The organism is Paenibacillus silviterrae, from assembly GCF_030167925.1.
GTDB classification, from domain to species: domain Bacteria; phylum Bacillota; class Bacilli; order Paenibacillales; family NBRC-103111; genus Paenibacillus_G; species Paenibacillus_G silviterrae.
In genome coordinates this window covers 1556347-1573357 of sequence record NZ_JASKUT010000002.1, presented here as the reverse complement: position 1 = coordinate 1573357, position 17011 = coordinate 1556347, and the positions used below count along the sequence as shown (strand labels likewise).

At 53.8% G+C, this 17011-nt stretch carries 13 protein-coding genes; all 13 read left to right on the top strand.

Translation table 11 applies throughout. The features are described from left to right. Position 1 precedes the first annotated feature (1 nt). The 13 genes from QMO62_RS29830 to QMO62_RS29770 all read left to right on the top strand — a co-directional run bounded on the left by QMO62_RS29830 (position 2) and on the right by QMO62_RS29770 (position 16989). Entirely contained in the window at positions 2–1015 is a 1014-nt protein-coding gene (locus tag QMO62_RS29830) for a zinc-binding alcohol dehydrogenase family protein (protein WP_284646113.1), read from the top strand. Between the two features lie 300 nt (positions 1016–1315). Continuing rightward, on the top strand, positions 1316–2155 hold the full coding sequence (locus tag QMO62_RS29825; protein ID WP_284646735.1) for a carbohydrate ABC transporter permease: 840 nt from the start codon (positions 1316–1318) through the stop codon (positions 2153–2155). Between the two features lie 28 nt (positions 2156–2183). Continuing rightward, on the top strand, positions 2184–3065 hold the full coding sequence (locus QMO62_RS29820; RefSeq protein ID WP_284646112.1) for a carbohydrate ABC transporter permease: 882 nt from the start codon (positions 2184–2186) through the stop codon (positions 3063–3065). 26 nt (positions 3066–3091) lie between these two features. Continuing rightward, positions 3092–4225 (top strand): efflux RND transporter periplasmic adaptor subunit, encoded by a 1134-nt coding sequence (locus QMO62_RS29815; protein WP_284646111.1) that lies wholly within the window; start codon positions 3092–3094, stop codon positions 4223–4225. A 25-nt stretch (positions 4226–4250) separates the two neighbouring features. After that, positions 4251–5648, top strand: coding sequence for an ABC transporter permease (locus tag QMO62_RS29810; RefSeq protein WP_284646110.1), 1398 nt, complete (start codon positions 4251–4253; stop codon positions 5646–5648). Beyond that, positions 5629–7050: an ABC transporter substrate-binding protein gene (locus QMO62_RS29805; RefSeq protein ID WP_284646109.1), complete on the top strand. Its 1422-nt coding sequence runs from the start codon at positions 5629–5631 to the stop codon at positions 7048–7050. Before QMO62_RS29810 ends, QMO62_RS29805 begins: the two co-directional genes overlap by 20 nt. 10 nt (positions 7051–7060) lie before the next feature. Beyond that, on the top strand, positions 7061–9244 hold the full coding sequence (locus tag QMO62_RS29800) for a hypothetical protein (protein ID WP_284646108.1): 2184 nt from the start codon (positions 7061–7063) through the stop codon (positions 9242–9244). Positions 9245–9353: 109 nt separating this feature from the next. After that, the gene (locus tag QMO62_RS29795) at positions 9354–10058 is read left to right on the top strand and encodes a response regulator transcription factor (RefSeq protein WP_284646107.1); all 705 of its coding nucleotides are present in this window, start codon (positions 9354–9356) and stop codon (positions 10056–10058) included. After that, positions 10031–11401: a sensor histidine kinase gene (locus tag QMO62_RS29790; RefSeq protein WP_284646106.1), complete on the top strand. Its 1371-nt coding sequence runs from the start codon at positions 10031–10033 to the stop codon at positions 11399–11401. Before QMO62_RS29795 ends, QMO62_RS29790 begins: the two co-directional genes overlap by 28 nt. Positions 11402–11685: 284 nt before the next feature. Next, a complete protein-coding gene (locus QMO62_RS29785; protein WP_284646105.1) occupies positions 11686–13044 on the top strand; it encodes a diaminobutyrate--2-oxoglutarate transaminase in 1359 nt (452 codons plus the stop codon). Next, positions 13041–14564 carry a pyridoxal phosphate-dependent decarboxylase family protein gene (locus QMO62_RS29780; RefSeq protein ID WP_284646104.1) on the top strand — a complete coding sequence of 508 codons (1524 nt, stop codon included), beginning with the start codon at positions 13041–13043 and terminating at the stop codon, positions 14562–14564. The genes QMO62_RS29785 and QMO62_RS29780 overlap by 4 nt, the downstream gene beginning before the upstream one ends. 6 nt (positions 14565–14570) lie before the next feature. After that, the gene (locus tag QMO62_RS29775) at positions 14571–16385 is read left to right on the top strand and encodes an IucA/IucC family protein (RefSeq protein ID WP_284646103.1); all 1815 of its coding nucleotides are present in this window, start codon (positions 14571–14573) and stop codon (positions 16383–16385) included. After that, positions 16378–16989, top strand: a complete 612-nt coding sequence (locus tag QMO62_RS29770) for a GNAT family N-acetyltransferase (RefSeq protein WP_284646102.1) — start codon at positions 16378–16380, stop codon at positions 16987–16989. The genes QMO62_RS29775 and QMO62_RS29770 overlap by 8 nt, the downstream gene beginning before the upstream one ends. Positions 16990–17011 lie beyond the last annotated feature (22 nt).

The following is a 17011-nucleotide window of genomic DNA, read 5'->3' as shown; positions in this document are numbered from 1 at the left end:
GATGAAAGGCGTCATTTGCGAACAGCCGGATAAGCTGGCCATGATCGATATGACCGAGCCGGACTTTGTCCAGGGAGAAGCTATTGTGAGAATTCGCCGCGTTGGGATCTGCGGCACGGATATGCATGCGTACAAGGGCAGACAGCCCTTTCTTTCCTACCCTCGCGTTCTGGGACACGAGCTCTCCGGCGTGATCGAGCGAATCGGGGACAACGATGCCGGTCTGCGTGCAGGCGATCCGGTAGCGATCATTCCTTACACGCATTGCGGAAGCTGCATCGCCTGCAGGAAAGGCAAAACGAACTGCTGTGTGGAGATGAAAGTGCTCGGTGTTCACACGGACGGGGGCATGAGAGAGCGTATCTCCGTTCCGGTAACACATCTGATCAAGACGGAAGGGATGACGCTGGATCAGGCTGCCGTGCTGGAGCCGCTTGCGATCGGTGCCCATGCTGTTCGCAGGTCCGGTCTGCGGCGCGGAGATACGGTGCTCGTGATCGGCGGAGGCCCAATCGGGCTCGGTGTGATGGCCTTGGCCAAGGCAGCCGGCGCGCAGGTCATTGCCATGGATATCAATGAGGAACGACTCGCCTTCAGCCGATCCTGGGCGAAGGTCGATCATCTGCTCAATGCCCTGCAGCAGCCGAAGGAACGGCTTGCCGAAATTACCGATGGAGACCTTCCTACCGTAGTCTTCGATGCGACCGGGAATGCAAGGTCGATGGAAGATTCCTTCCAGCTGGTTGCGCACGGGGGGACGCTCGTCTATGTGGGCCTCGTGAAATCCGACATTGCCTTCCATGACCCAGAGTTCCACAAGCGGGAAATGACCTTGTTGGGCAGTCGTAACGCAACACCGGAGGACTTCGTTCAGGTCATTCGAGCGATAGAAGCAGGCCATATCGATGTCGACCGTTATATTACTCATCGCTCCTCCTTCGAGGAATTGATCGGCTGCTTCGACAGCTGGCTGCTGCCGGAGTCCAAAGTCATTAAGGCGATGGTTGAGCTATAATACTAAAACAGGGGCGATCGGAACATTTCCGAACGCCTTTTTTGCAGAGGTAAAGCGAGTTCTGGAAGAACGGGTAAAAACCGGGCGCTGCTGAATCGAGAAGAGGGCCGATTTTTCTGATAACAGAGAAATCGGCCTTTTTATTGATTGCTCATTTTTTGTAGCTTAGGCTCTCTTGAAATGTCGGGTTTGATGAGCGGTTTTCCCTTCTAAGAAAATTCTAATTTTCCCATGAGAAAATGAGTTCAGAGGAAAGGAGGTCATCGATTTGTGCTAAGACGCTTTCCGTTCAGAGAGGGAATGACGGCGCTCTTGTTTCTGCTGCCCAGCCTCGCGGGGTTTGCCGTGTTTTTCCTGATTCCCTTCGGGATGGGCTTTTACTACTCGCTTATGGACAGCCCCATTGACGGCAGGTTCGCCGGAGTTGCGAATTACCGCGAGCTGCTCGGCAATCCGGTTTTTCTGCAGGCGGCGGCAAACACATTCTTGTTCACGGCGGTTTGCGTTCCGCTGAACATGCTGTTATCGCTGGGACTGGCCATGCTGCTTAACCTTAAGCTGCCTTATCGGCAATCGTTTCGGCTTTCATTCCTATGCCCGCTGGTTGTGCCGGTTGCCTCCGTTGTGCTGGTTTGGCATGCCTTGTTTGACTTGCAGGGTGCGGTGAACGGGTGGATAGCCCGATGGGGATTCGGATCGAAGGATTGGATGGAAAGCGGCACCGCGCTGTTCGTGGTAATCCTTGTATATCTCTGGAAAAACATCGGCTACAACATGGTATTGTTTCTCGCCGGACTTCAGAACATTCCCGCCGATTACTACGAGGCCGCTTCGATCGACGGCGCAGGAAAATTCAGACAGTGGAGGTCCATCACACTCGTTTATTTGACGCCGACTGCGTTTTTCGTATTCATTATGTCGATTATCAATTCGTTCAAGGTGTTCCGGGAAACCTACCTAATTGCAGGGGAATATCCCGATCCAAGCATCTACATGCTTCAGCATTACATGAACAACATGTTTACTTCGCTTGACTATCAGAAGCTGACGTCAGCGGCATTTATGATGGCACTGGTGATTGTGGTGCTTGTCTGGATTCTTTTTGTGGCAGAGCGACGAATCGGCAGGTCGCTTGGTTAGCGGAGGATTTGAAGCAGGGGAGGATCGAATGAAGCTAAAAAGGATCGGGCAATTTACTCTGGTCGCGGTTCTCGCGGTGCTTACGGCTATATTCTTGTTCCCGATGGCGCTGACGTTTGCCAATTCCTTCATGACGGAGGACGAAATTACGGCCATATATGGCGTACTTGCCGGAACCGAGGAGAATCAACGGGATCTTTCTGGCGAAAGCAAGTTCGTCAATCTGAAGTGGATTCCGGAGCGTGTCACGTTATCGCAATATTACGATGTGTTAATCGGCAAACCGCAGTTTCTGTTCATGTTCTGGAATTCCGTCAAGATTACCCTACCCATCATTGCAGGACAAATCGCGGTAGCTTCCCTTGCCGCCTACGCGTTCGCCCACTTGCGCTTTCGATTTCGCGAGCCGCTCTTCTTCATGTACATAGTAACGATGCTGATGCCGTTTCAAGTGACGCTTGTGCCCAACTTCATTATAGCGGATAAGCTTGGACTGCTGGGCTCGTACGGAGCGATCATTTTTCCCGGCATATTCAGCGCTTTCGGCGTCTTTCTGCTGCGGCAGTTCATGATGTTCGTGCCCGGAAGCTATATTGAAGCGGCCCGTGTAGACGGGGCGAGCCACCTGTACATATTCTTGAGGATCGTACTGCCGATGTGCGGAACGGGGGTTGCAGCCCTTTCCATTCTCGTATTCATAGACAGCTGGAACATGGTGGAGCAGCCGCTCATTTTTCTCAAGGATGCAGTCAAACAGCCGCTTTCCGTCTATTTGACCGTGATAGGGGAAGGGGAACGCGGGATCGCATTCGCAGCCTCAGCGATTTACATGCTGCCGCTTCTGTTGACGGCATGGTATGCGGAGCAATATTTGGTCGAAGGCATCCAGCTTTCCGGCATCAAGGGCTAATAAACATAAAGGAGGTATACGAAAATATGGACATAAGGCTGGCCGCAGGCGACGAAGAACGCAGCAGGAAAAAAGCAATAGGGCGGGCCATCCTAGCCCTTATCCTAACCATGGTTGCGTTAACTTTTTTCTCAAATACGCTGCTCACTCTTTCCCTTGCGGAGGTAACGGTTGAACAGGCGGCAGCCGGCCCTTTATCTCATGTGGTCACAGGCTCGGGAATCGTAGAGGCGGCGGAAACGGCGGATCTCTATGCGGAGACCAATTGGCCGGTGAGTGACGTCAGGGTCAAAGTCGGAGACAAGGTGGAGGCCGGACAGGAGCTGGTTGTTTTTAAAACAAGAGATACGGAGGATACGCTGAAGGACAGCCAAGCCAGATACGAGCAGAAGCGGCTCAGCCTATTGAAGCTGCAGGAGAACTACCAGGATTCCGTCCGCAGCGGGGATGAGAAGCAAACGCGAAGCTTATCCCGGGATATCGAAAGCATCCAACTGGATATGCAGATTCTCGAGCGGCAAATCGCCAATCTGCAGCGTCAGCTGACCGAGTCCTCGCAGCTAAGAGCCCCTGTTGCCGGCGTGGTTACCGAGCTGAATGCGGTGAAGGGTGCGGCCGTTCCAAGCGGGAAACCCGCCTTGCGTATCGCCGACTGGTCCAAGGGTCAGCAGTTGAAAGCGACGATTGATATCGCAAAGGCTCCCTATGTTGCCGTCGGGGACGAGACGGAGATTCTCTTTGCCGCATTAAATAATGCACGGATTAAGGCTAAAATTACCGAGATCCGCGATGCGGTAGACGGCGCTTCCGCTGCGTCACGCAAGGAGCAAAAGGAAATGACGCTCACGCTTCGGGATGACCGCTTGAACGGAGGGGAGGCCGGCGAGTTTACTATTACCAAGAAATCGGCAACGCTTCGAGCATTGCTGCCCAATGAAGCCGTTCGTGAAGATGATAAAGGGACGTATGTCCTTGTGCTTAAGGAGAAAAAAGGGCCGCTTGGCAGCGAATATGTCCTACAACGGGCTTCGGTTCAGACAGGAGACGCGGATGACGGCAAAACCTCCATCGATAACGGCATCACGCCGCTGGATAAGGTGGTTGTCTCCAGCAGCAAGCCTGTTGCAGAAGGAGACCGGGTGCTGAACCGCAGCAGATGATGGGACTGAGAGGAGGCAAAAACCTATGCAGAGCTCCCGACTAGCCGGATGGATGGTGTTTACCGGGATTCTCCTGGTGCTAGCGAGCATCGGACTTTTAAGTTCCGTCGCGGACGACTGGGAGCAAGCGAACGGTCCCCTACTCCAGCAGAAGATTACAGTGAATGCCGGTCGTTCCGAGGCAGCAGGGAGCACGCCGGGACTTCATTGGAAAGACGCAGAGCGATTGGCCCAGAGGTGGAGCCCGCTTCCTACGGCCTATTCGGCCAGAACACAAACCGCAGCACTCTTCGGCAGCAATGCCGCCCATACCGACGTCTTCGGGGTGAGCGGAAGCTTTCGGGATTTTACCGCCATCCCCATGGTGAGCGGTTCGTCCATCACGCAAAGGCCCGTCGATGAACATAGCCGTGTAGCCGTCATAGGAGCTCGTGTTGCCGATAGCTTGTTTCACTCCACATCGGTCGCAGGCAAAACCATCGAGCTGTTCGGCGTCGCCTTTACGGTCATTGGCGTATTCGACGACGAAGGCTCCTTGCTCCGGATGATGTCCGACGACGGCGTCCCGGATGTGCTTATCCCCATCACCACAATGTTCGACGTATATCCGGGCGCTCGAATCGAAACTATTCAGCTGGCGGTAAAATCGGACGCCGCCTTCGGTGTGGAGAATAAGGCGAGCGAGGCCCTAAGAGCCATCGGCAGTAATCCGGCCCAGTTCCATTTCGTTAACGATACGCTTACGTTTGCGCGGTTTGCCCAGCTAAGATTTCTGCTGCTTACTGTCTGCATGTGGATAACGGTGGTCCTTCTTGCTCGTTTCATCGTTCGGCATACCAGAGTAATCTACGATTTGCTGCGAAGCAGGCTTATCACCGATAACTGGACTGATGCGCTTCGCAACGAACGTTCCCGGATTACGAGGCATTTACTTGCAGTGATCGTTATGGCGGGGGGCGCCGTGGGAGTGTGGAAGCTCACTATATTTCGATTCGATGTCCCCCCGGAGTGGATTCCGGAGCAAATCATCGACATTTCGTTCTATATGGATAAACTTCGCAGCTTGTGGCAAGAGCAGGCATCGCAGATAGGGTATCTCCCTCCCCCGCATGAACTTATAGCGGATGCTGCGGGGCAGCTGACGGTGAAGCTTTTTATCGCGGGAGCTATGATCGGGTTGCCCCTATTCCTGCTTGGCCTCCGGCTCTGGGCATTGGAGCGGATTGCCTTATCCATCCAACTGCAGCGCTTGTGTATTTATGTGGTGTTATCAGCGGTCGCGTCATTTGGTACGGCACGCTTGGCGGGGATGGCTTACCGAATCGAACCGCTGGAATATATGGTTACAAGTGCCTTGTTTCTCGTTTCTATTCTTCATTTTAATAAAGGAGTGACACCTTCACATGGGAAAAATGTCAGCTAAAACATCGGTAATCGCTTGTTCCGCTCTATCCATGCTCGTCCTGTCCGCTTGTTCGGGAGGCGGTGCAGGAATCACTGCAGGCAATGACGGCGGCAGCCCGGCCTCTTCCCCGGGAACCAAAACCGTCACGCTGTCCGTTATGACGTCAGACCGTTTTCTTGAGCTCGCCAAGCAGAAGTTTGAAGAGAAGCATCCGGACATCAAGATCGACATTAAGGAATATGTTGCGGCTCCGGATACGGGGGCGAAAGGGCAAAATATGATGGTCATGAACCGGCCGGACCCGAAAAATACCGAAAAATACGTCACCACCGTGGGAGCCGAGCTGATGAGCGGCAAGGCATCGGATCTGATTGTTATGAACGAGCTGCCCTATAAAAAATACGCGGATAAGAAGCTGCTGGAAAACATCAGTGAGCTGATGGGCAAAGATGCTTCCTTCCGGACGGACAATTACTATACGGCAATCCTCGATGCAATGAAGTACAATGGATCCCTATACACGATCCCTGTAAAGATAGGCTTGAATACATGGATCGGTAATGAAGCCGTATTGAACGGTGTAACCGTCGACGACAGCAAGTGGACATGGGCTGATTTCAAGAAAACCGCCAGCCAATGGGTAACGGACAAAAATAGCGACGGAAAGCCGGATGTGTATCCGCTGAGCCGAATTCAGCCTGAACAGTTAATTGCACTCATGTTAAACAGCAGCTTCACCAAGTTCGTCGATATGGGCGGCAAGAAGGCAAAGCTGGATTCCCCTGAGTTCATCCAAATGCTGAAGCTGGCGAAATCGTTATATGACGACAAAATCATTGCTGCCGATGACGCCGATAATAACAACGTGGTTTTTCAATCGAGAGCAAACGTCTTGGGTTATATGGATATGTACATGCTGCCGAAAATGAGTTTTGACGGAAAATCGGCCTACTACGATCTGCCTTCCGAGAATGAGACAAGAGGAACAATGTTCACTACTTCCATGCCGATCTCCATCAACAGTAAATCGGCGAACAAGAAGGAAGCATGGGAATTCGTAAAGTTTCTGCTGTCCGATGAAATGCAATCGGCCCGGGAATTGAATGGATTCGCCATTAACAAAAATGGCGCGAAGGCGCAGCTCGAAGGCTTGAAAACGCTGGGTGCGGGAGAAGGGGGTGCCGGTAAAGGGCTGCGAATGAATATTAACGGCAAGTCCGCAACGGTTCAAGCGGCCACAGACCAAGACCTCGCAGCGATCGAGAAAGTCATTGGCAACGTCAAGGTATACGCCGAAAGCGATCCGAAAATTACTGCCATTGTTACGGAAGAAACGGCTCCATACTTCCAAGGAAAGAAATCGGCGGAAGAGGTAGCCAAGGTCGTTCAGAACAAGGTCAGTACCTACTTGTATGAATAAGAGGTCCGGAATGAAATTCCATCGTAGATCGATCATAAGTCTAGTCAGTCTAGTCATGCTGTTGATACTCTCCAGCCTAAGCTCGGCTTCTTCGGCTCCGGTCGCTGCAAGCCCCGTAGATGCCCAATCTTCCGTAGAGCTTACATCCGGCGCTCAGACCCTCGGCTCTGCGTCACTGGGAAGGGTTGACATTGGTGAAACAGGTTTTATGGAATTGAAAGATGTCATGCTGCTGCCTGGCGATGTATACGGAACGACCGCTTTTACATTAAACGTCTATAACGGCAGCAACACCGACCTTGAATTCAACCCATATTGGATCCGTGTGCTGTCCAAGGGCGGGAATAGCTTTCAGGTCCGCCTGCTCCCTCAGGACAAGGATAAGAATCGAATCCCGCCCCAAAGCAGCGAGACATTCAGCTTCTATGCGAAGCTGAATGCGGACACACGGCTTCAGGATCTGGTTTTCCAGCTCATTCAAATGGATTTTTCTGTTCCCGGCTTCGAGAAAGTCCTCGGGCAAATCGATCTGCCTGACGATTACAGCTACGTGACCCCAAAGGGGTGGAAACGTTCCTTAAACGTCGGTGGTGTCCCTTTTCACCATTTCGTTACCCGTGTGTCCGTGAGTCAAAATGACGAATATTATTTACCCACGCTTGCTCTTGAAATGGAAAATGTCGGTAGAGGCAGCGCGAGGCTTCCTGAGCTGTCTTATTATTTGCGGACAAAAGGGGGAGCGGCCTATCCTCTCCAAGCCTCCGAATGGTTGAAGAATTCCTCTATTCAGCCTTTCGATAAAAAGGAGGGATTGCTTAGCGGGTCCATCCCGAAGGAAGCGGGTACCGAAGGCTGGGAGCTGGTCATTGCTCAAACTGTGGCAGGCGGCGATACCGGCGGCAGCATTCAGCTGCCTGTCGCCTCCTTCGAAGTTCCGTTCGCTGCGGCGGAGAAAGTATCGATCGGCAACGAGTACGACTTCACCAATGCCGACGGCACCTATACGGCGCGGCTGACTTCCCTGCAGCGATTGCCATGGGAGGAGAAGGATGTACTAGCGGCAGCGATTACCGTCATGAATAAGGGGAGCAAGGCGCTTCCGATTCCAGAGCTTCAAGGGTATTACTTATTGGATGACATGATTCGTATAGACGCCGCGAGGCTGGAGAATGATCACGTGGCCAGCCTTCAGCCGGGAAAAGAGATCACGATACAAATGGCAGCCAATATTCCGTATACATACGATTTCCAGGAGATCAAACTGATTCTGCAGGAGAAGGAGAAGACGGAGAAGAGTAAAGACTTGGTGACGTTCTATCATAACAAGGAGCTAATGAATATCACCGTCATTCCGGCAGGCGAGTCAAGGAAGCTGACGGACTGGGGACAAAGTGCGGTCTACACGGTTCGGGACGTCCACATCTTCGAGGGAGATGTCTCCGAGCTGTATGCCGTTCAGATGGAGGTGGAGAACCGGGAGAAGAGACTTGCCCTGCTCCGGAAGCAGGTCGCCCAGCTTAAGGCCGCCGACGGCACCTTGTTCCCTGCTACCGTGTCGGAAAGCAAGAATAAACTGATCCCTGGGGGAAAGGCTCTACTCTATTTATGGGCGAAGCTTCCGAAAGGGTACGCTGCCGAGGGGATGCAGCTTATTCTAGGTGATGAGATACCGGGTACGCCGACGCCATCGAAAGATGCGGCTGCGGCTCAGGCCATGCCGGAAGGATATGTGAATGCAGCATCCTTCGCGCTGCCGGCGGAGAAGAAAGAACCCAAGGGTGATTTTGCTAATCTTGAGGTTTTCCCGTACACCGTGTCCTTCAGCAGATTCGGCACGCAGGCAAACTTCATTGCGGGAACCTTGCTGCTGGATTTCGATTATGAGCTCAAGAAGAACTCCTTGGTGGAGGCGGATCTGAAGGATCATAAAATTATCGTAGAGCTCCGCGACGAGCTGGAGAATAATGGGAAGGATATCATTTTCTCCAAAGCCTTCGGACTTGACGGTGCGGATGCAAGCCAATCCTTGCTGCCCGGACAGCATGATGCGCAAATGTCTTATACCGATAAAGACAAGGTTTTTGCCGTCCAATACCTTAAAACCTACGAGCTGAATATTTACCACCAATTTCAGGACGGACATAAGAAGCTGCTGGCAAGCAAGGAGCTGGACTGGTTTGTATATAGTGATTAAAAGGTTTAAGAAAAGATAAGCTGATTTTAATCTGATTTTCATATTCTCTCTTTATACTGAATCCGACGGAGGGAACGGAGCGTGCGGTGGAACTATAGGGAGGCAAGATATGAAAATACTCGTTGTGGAAGACGATGTTCATTTGCTTAGAACGATAAAAGCTTTACTCACCGAGGAAGGGTATACGGTAGACCTGGCGGAATGCGGTGAAGAAGGATGTTATATGGCGGAGCAAGGTATTTACGATCTGCTGGTTCTCGACAAAATGCTTCCGGGAATGGATGGTCTTCAGATTGTACGGAAGGTACGCGCGAAGCAGGTCATCACCCCGATCTTGTTTCTGACGGCGAGAGACAGTGTTGAGGATATGGTCAGAGGTCTTGATTCGGGCGCCGATGATTACTTGACCAAGCCGTTTGCCGTCCCCGAGCTGTTGGCCAGAGTGCGGGCATTGCTGCGAAGACGGGGGCCTCTCGACAATGAGGCGGGACTTGAGTATCATCGGCTTGTTCTAAACGTGAGAATGAAGGAAGCCTCTATCGGCGGGGAGAGGGTGGAGCTGACCCAGAAGGAATTTGAGCTGCTAGAATATCTCCTGCGAAATCGGGAACAAATTTTGACTCGCGATCAAATCTGTATGCGGGTATGGGGCCTTGATTCCGATGTAGGATCGAATGTAGTCGATGTGTATGTATATTACTTGCGCAAAAAATTAAAGGCCTTCGATTATGAGCACATTATTCATACCGTTCGGAATGTCGGCTACATGCTAAAGGAGAATGCGGTATGTTCGGCAAAACGCGAATCCGTCTGACCACGCTGAATGCGGCCGTGTTTTTCATTATTATCGCTTGTCTGGGCGGAATCGTATATACTGAGCTGCGTCACCAGCTATATGCGAATGTAGACGAGTCCTTACGGATGAGAATCCAGCAGATTCCGCAGATCCATCTAAGCAGAACGCTTGTTTCGATGCCGGATGAGCCGCCTATGCGCAACGAAGGATCACTCAAGAAAATGTTAATTCAGGTACAAGGAATCGACCCCCGGGTGTTCATGGTGCTCTGGGATGCGGACGGCACACCGATGCCGCTCTTGGCCGGGGAAGAGAACCTCAAGACACTGGAAGCCTTCAAGCCGTATCGTTCAATCCGAACGCCTCAAACCGTGAAAGCGGATGGGCATACCTACCGAATGATTGCAACGGATATTGATCCGGCGGTTTCCGCCAACTTACAGGTGCCTGCCGATTTCTTGCGCATACAGGATAAGGAATCCGCCTTTCCGTCGATGACGACCCAAGGATTGACCACCGCCCAAATTGTGTCCGTACAGGCAATCAGCATCATCGATTCCGAGGAAAATATGCTGAAGAGGCTTCTTGAGCTTATGATGCTCGGTATTCTTGGGGGAGGAGCCGTGACGATTCTGGCGGGATTTTACTTAGCCAATAAGGCGATGAAGCCGATTAGGAAGTCTTGGGAGACGCAGCAGCAGTTCGTCGCCGACGCATCGCATGAGCTTCGAATGCCTCTGTCGATCATCAGGGCCAACGCAGAGCTTGTATTTCGCCATCCGCATCGAACGATCCTGGAGATGAGCGAATCGCTGTCGATGGTGCTGGAGGAGTCCAAGAGGATGGGGAAGCTGACGGATCAGCTCCTCACCCTGGCAAGAGCCGACTCCGATCAGGAAGAGCTTGTGCTAAAGCGTGTACGGATCGAGGAAGTGATACGCGAAGTCGTGCAAAAGTTCGATCCGATTGCCGAGCTGAAGGGCCAGTCGCTTGAAATGGACCTGGATAGCGAACTTGAAATCATGGGGGACCGTGAGCGATTGCACCAGCTGCTTGTCATTTTGCTGGACAACAGCATGAAGTTTACGCCGGAGCATGGGATCATCAAGGTGTCAGCCCGCAGAGGACAGCAGGTGGAGATCGTCGTCAGAGATACGGGTCCCGGGATCTCCCCTGAAGACTTGCCGCATATATTCAACCGGTTCTACAGAGGCGACAAAACGCGCAGCCGCCATGGCGGAGGCACCGGACTCGGACTTGCGATTGCACAATGGATTGTTAAGAAGCACGGAGGAGAGATCACCGCAGAAAGTATGCTTACGCAGGGCACCACGATGACGATTCATCTGCCCCAGGGGTAGGAAGTCCCGTCGTTTAAAGGAGCTGTTTCCAACGCCGTATAACGGCAGGGGCAGCTCTATTTTGTTATGTTTCGGCAACCAGTTGAAAATGATAATCAATATCATCACAAGCCCATTTTATTGCGAAAGGAATAAGCTGTCAATTGTTTTTTTTAGAAAAAATGTATCTTATGACTGCTGCCAAAGCTCAAAGAAAAAAGTGTTGCATTGATAATGATTATCATTTACAATGAGCGACGTTAGCGATTTGTAACTTATTCCCAAAAGGAGGATGCACGAAGAGTATGAGCAATGCGACGTATCTCAGCAGCCAAGAACGACGCGAATCCAATGCGCGAACGTACCCGCGTAAGCTCCCCATAGCTGTTGTCGAGGGAAGGGGCGCGTATCTTAAGGACGCTGACGGGAAGCAGTATTTGGATTGTTTATCCGGAGCCGGCACACTTGCTCTAGGTCATAATCATCCCGCTGTTCTAGGCGCGATTCAAGATGCCATCAGCTCCGGCCTGCCGCTTCATACACTGGATTTGACAACCCCGGTCAAGGAACGCTTCGTGGACGAGCTCTTTCAGGTGCTTCCGGACGAGCTGGCACGCAGGGGGCGGATCCAGTTCTGCGGGCCTTCGGGTGCGGATGCCGTAGAAGCGGCTATGAAGCTCGTGAAAACAGCGACCGGGCGAAGCACGATGCTGTCCTTCCAAGGCGGCTATCACGGAATGACGAACGGGGCGCTTAGTGTTACCGGGAATCTCCAGCCGAAGCGCCGTGTATCCGGCCTCATGCCGGGGGTGCAATTCCTGCCTTACCCGTATGAATACCGGTGCCCGTTCGGTGTCGGCGGAGAGGAAGGACATCGAATCGGCAGCCGGTATATCGAGCGCCTGCTCGACGATCCCGAAAGCGGCGTTACCTCGCCCGCGGGAATGATCATGGAGCTCGTGCAGGGAGAAGGCGGCGTCATTCCGGCCCCTGACGAATGGGTGCATCAGGTAAGACGAATGACGAAGCAGCGCGATATCCCGCTGATCGTCGATGAGGTGCAGACGGGGCTCGGACGCACGGGACGCATGTTCGCGATGGAGCATGCAGGCGTTGTTCCCGATGTGGTCATAATTTCCAAAGCGATTGGAGGCAGCTTGCCGCTCTCGGTCATTGTGTACAAGGAGGAGCTGGATGTTTGGGAGCCGGGGGCGCACGCGGGAACGTTCCGGGGCAATCAGCTTGCTATGGCAACGGGATTGGCTACGCTGCGGGTCATTCGGGAGGAGAGGCTTGCCGAGCATGCCGCAGGCATGGGGGAACGCTTGCTAGGACACCTTAGGCGCATTCGCGGATCGGCCCGGTCGGTCGGCGATATCCGGGGAAGAGGTCTGATGCTCGGCGTGGAAATGGTCGATCACGAACGACCTGCAGATCTTCTGGGCAGTTATCCGGCTCATCCGTTGCTGGCAAGGGAGATTCAAAGGCAATGCTTGGAGCGGGGTCTTATATTGGAGCTGGGGGGACGGCACGGAAGTGTGGTGCGTTTTCTGCCACCGCTTATCATCACTGAGGAGGAGATCGACCGCATTGCCGAAATATTCCACGACGCCGTGCTGAGTGCGGAGAGCAATTGTTATGCAGGTGAGGAGGCATTGACGTGAACCGGGACTTTGCAGCGCATTTCGTGACTCCCAATGATGCGAGTCAGGCCGGATACCGGCGGCATATGAACGATGCGATGAACATCCTGCTTTCTCATTTTGCAGGCTCGTCACAGCCCTACAGCGGCCTAAGTCCGCAGGAGCTTTCAGTCCGGCTGAGGGAGCATCCGGTATGCCCCGAGGAGGGTATGCCCTTGCCGGAGGTGCTGCAGTTTATCGGCGAACAAGTGCTTGAGCATTCAGCCATCGTAACGCACCCCGCCTGCATGGCTCATCTGCATTGTCCGCCTCTTCAGTCCGCGCTTGCTGCCGAGGTATTGATCTCTGCGGCGAATGCATCGATGGATTCATGGGACCAGAGCATGTCGGCAACCATACTGGAGCAAGAGGTGATCCGCTGGTTGGCCGGGATGATGGGGCTGGCGAAAGGCGATGGGGTGTTTACCGGAGGTGGAACGCAGTCCAATCTGATGGGGCTGCTGCTGGCCAGGGACCACTATGCATATACCCGCTGGGGCTGGAGGATCCAGCAGAAGGGACTTCCGGCGGAAGCGGGACGCATGCGGGTGCTGTGCTCCGATGCGGCGCATTTTACCGTGAAGCAATCCGCTGCTTTACTCGGACTGGGGCATGAGTCGGTCGTCCATATTCCCACGGATGAAGCAGGCCGAATGCAGCCGAAGCTGCTGGAGCAAACCGTCGTGCGTCTGAAAAGCGAAGGATTCCTGCCCTTTGCGCTTGTGGCAACGGCAGGCACGACGGACCTGGGAGGCATCGATCCGCTGACCGAGCTTGCGGAGATCGCACAGAGAGAGGGGCTGTGGCTGCATACCGATGCCGCTTACGGCGGAGCCTTGATGCTTAGCGGGAATCACGCTGCCAAGCTCACGGGGATCGAACGATCGGACTCCATCACTATCGATTTTCACAAGATGTTTTATCAGCCGATCAGCTGCGGTGCCTTTCTGGTGAAAGACAAGACCCATTACCGCTATATTCGGATGAAGGCCGATTATCTTAACCCTCAGCAGGACGAGGAGGCGGGCGTCCCGAATTTGGTCGACCATTCGATTCAGACGACGCGCCGTTTCGATGCCTTGAAGCTCTACGCCACGCTGCGGCATCACGGAAGGGCGGGGCTTGCGGCGATGATCGATCATAATGTTCTGCTGGCCCGGCAAACGGCAGAGCTGATCAGGCAGGAGCCTCGCTTGGAGCTGCTGGCGGAGCCGGCGATCAGCACGGTAGTGTTTCGTTTTGTTCCGAATCCGTGCCGAGATCGCTGTGATCAAGACGGGATACAAGAGCGAATCCGAAGCAGGCTGCTCCAGGAAGGGCTTGCGGTCGTTGCCCGTACGAGGGTAAGGGGAAAGGCATGGCTTAAGCTAACCTTGATCAATCCCCTCGCGGAGCTTCAGGACACGGGTGAAGTACTGCAGCAGATTGTTCGCATCGGAACGATGCTGGAATCGGAGACACAAGGAACCATAGGAAACGTTCCACATCAAATCGGGAGGTAATTCAGGATGAGTACACTGCAGACGAAGACCCCGGCAGGGGGAGGAACGCTGGATGCACGCAGGATTGCCAATCGGGCTGCTTTGCAAAGTCTGATCAACTGCATCCTTAGAGAAACGGATATGGCTGCTTGGGTGGAACAAGACGGAAACATGAATCTGCGAATCGATCTCCCTAGCCAGAAGGGCTCGATTCATGCGTCCGTTGCTTACAAATCCTCTACCGGAAGGCATTTGATCCAGTTTCCCGTACATTGGCTGAATGCTGAGAGGGAGCTTCAAACGGCGGAGGAGCCGCTTTTGATCCGACGTCTCATTCAGGAGCTGCAGCTTAAGGCTCCGGGCGCAAGTTCCAGGCTTGCGGAGGAACTGATCGAAAGCATAGAGGAGAGCTGCGCCTTGACCGAGCGTATTGTAGCGGCACGGGCGGAGGATATTCAGGAGCTGTATGGCTGGGAGGGGGACTTCCTGACGGCAGAGCAAGCGCTTGTCTTCGGACATCAGCTGCATCCGACGCCGAAGTCCCGGTCAGGTATTTCGGAGGAGCAGCTGGCCGTTTATTCTCCGGAGCTGAAGGGCAGGTTCAAGCTGCACTACTTCCGGGCGCACCGATCGATTGTGAGAGAGGATTCCGCGAGGAAGGACTTAACGGCAACCGAGTGGATTGCTTCCGAGCTTCGGACGGCCTTGTCAAGCGACGGGGAGTTTGCAGAGCAGCCGTCAGAACTGAGCGAGTATGTGTATATACCCCTTCATCCTCTGCAAGCACAAGCGCTGCTGGCGAAGCCGCCTGTACAGATGCTGCTTCACGAGGGTCTGCTGCAGGATGTCGGGCCATTGGGTAGAGAATTCGCTGCAACCTCCTCGCTGCGGACGGTATACCACCCGCAATCGCGCTGGATGGCTAAAGGCTCTATTCCGGTGCGGATAACCAATTCCGTGCGAAGCAATCGATGGAAGGAGCTTGAGAGGGGGGTCGAGGTGGCCCGACTGCTGCAAACCGCTGTCGGTCAAGTATCCGAGCGATATCCCGGCTTCGAAGTGATCAGAGATCCCGCATATGTATCCATAACACTGGAAGGGGAAGAGGAATCGGGCTTTGAGGTCGTTCTAAGAGAAAACCCGTTCTACGGGGACGATAGACGGCATGCCGCCGTTGTGGCTTCCCTGCTGCAGGACCCGCTCCCGGGAGCGGAATCCCGGCTCGGAACGATCATCCGTACCTTAGCGGAACAAGAGGGCCGCAGTACGGAAGAGGTCAGCTCGGACTGGTTCCGCCTTTATCTGCAGCTGTCACTGAAGCCGATGCTCTGGCTGTTTATGACCTATGGCATCGCGCTGGAGGCACATCAGCAGAACAGCATCGTTCAGCTTTGCGGCGGATACCCTTCAAAGTACTATTATCGAGATAACCAAGGCTACTATTTCTGCGAGTCGACGAAGGAGCTTCTGCGGCAGCAGCTCCCGGACATCGGGGAGAAAAGCTTTACTTTCTGCGAGGACGCCGTTGCCGACGAACGCTTCCGTTATTACTTGGTTTTCAATCATTTGTTCGGCATCATCAATGGCTTCGGAACGGCGGGTTTGGCGGATGAAAAACAGCTGCTGCGGCAGCTTCGCGAGGCGTTAAAGGAGTTCGAGCCGATCAATCGGCCTTCTTCCCGGTTCTTGTCCAGCTTGCTGACCGAGCAGCAGCTTCCTTGCAAGGCAAATCTGCTGACAAGGCTGTACGACATGGATGAATTGGTGGGAACACTGGAGAATCAATCGGTCTATGTGCTCGTCGAGAATCCTCTGGTTACGGAGGTATCGTGCGATGAATAGTGCCGTTCTTCCGAATCTGTCTCCGCTTTGGGATCATGATGAGCCTGTCCAGGTCGGGGACCATAGCCTTAGGGAGGAGATATCCTTTCGCAGGGTTCTGCTCGAGGAGGATCTGGACCGACTACATAACTGGCAGCATCAGGAGCATGTCATCCCTTACTGGCAGCTGAATCTCCCGCTGCCGGAGTACCGTCGGCATTTGGAGGGCTTCTTATCGACGCCCCATCAGACGCTTTGCATCGGGCAGCTGAACGGAGTGCCCGTCAGCTACTTCGAATCGTATTGGGCGGCGCATGACCGCATCGGCGCCTACTATGAAGCGGAGCAGGACGACCAAGGGGTGCACCTGCTCATCGGCCCCCCGGCCTTTGTCGGCAGGGGGTATGCGCTGCCGCTGCTGCGAGCTTTAGTGCGGCTGCAGCTGCGGCATCCGGGCACAGAACGGATCATTGCCGAGCCAGATGCCCGCAACAGCCGGATGCGGCATATTTTCGAGAAGTGCGGCTTTCGCATGGTTCGGGAGCTTCAGCTCCCGGAGAAACGGGCATCGCTCATGATCCTTGAGCGGAGCGTTTTCGAGAAGCTGTACGGCACGGAGGGATAGAAGCGTGGACCATAAACGAAAC

Coding starts and splice junctions, on each gene's coding strand:
- QMO62_RS29830 (WP_284646113.1), top strand. CDS start 2: ATGAAAGGCGTCATTTGCGAACAGCCGGATAAGCTGGCCATGATCGAT.
- QMO62_RS29800 (WP_284646108.1), top strand. CDS start 7,061: ATGAAATTCCATCGTAGATCGATCATAAGTCTAGTCAGTCTAGTCATG.
- QMO62_RS29790 (WP_284646106.1), top strand. CDS start 10,031: ATGTTCGGCAAAACGCGAATCCGTCTGACCACGCTGAATGCGGCCGTG.
- QMO62_RS29805 (WP_284646109.1), top strand. CDS start 5,629: ATGGGAAAAATGTCAGCTAAAACATCGGTAATCGCTTGTTCCGCTCTA.
- QMO62_RS29775 (WP_284646103.1), top strand. CDS start 14,571: ATGAGTACACTGCAGACGAAGACCCCGGCAGGGGGAGGAACGCTGGAT.
- QMO62_RS29820 (WP_284646112.1), top strand. CDS start 2,184: ATGAAGCTAAAAAGGATCGGGCAATTTACTCTGGTCGCGGTTCTCGCG.
- QMO62_RS29825 (WP_284646735.1), top strand. CDS start 1,316: ATGACGGCGCTCTTGTTTCTGCTGCCCAGCCTCGCGGGGTTTGCCGTG.
- QMO62_RS29770 (WP_284646102.1), top strand. CDS start 16,378: ATGAATAGTGCCGTTCTTCCGAATCTGTCTCCGCTTTGGGATCATGAT.
- QMO62_RS29810 (WP_284646110.1), top strand. CDS start 4,251: ATGCAGAGCTCCCGACTAGCCGGATGGATGGTGTTTACCGGGATTCTC.
- QMO62_RS29785 (WP_284646105.1), top strand. CDS start 11,686: ATGAGCAATGCGACGTATCTCAGCAGCCAAGAACGACGCGAATCCAAT.
- QMO62_RS29815 (WP_284646111.1), top strand. CDS start 3,092: ATGGACATAAGGCTGGCCGCAGGCGACGAAGAACGCAGCAGGAAAAAA.
- QMO62_RS29795 (WP_284646107.1), top strand. CDS start 9,354: ATGAAAATACTCGTTGTGGAAGACGATGTTCATTTGCTTAGAACGATA.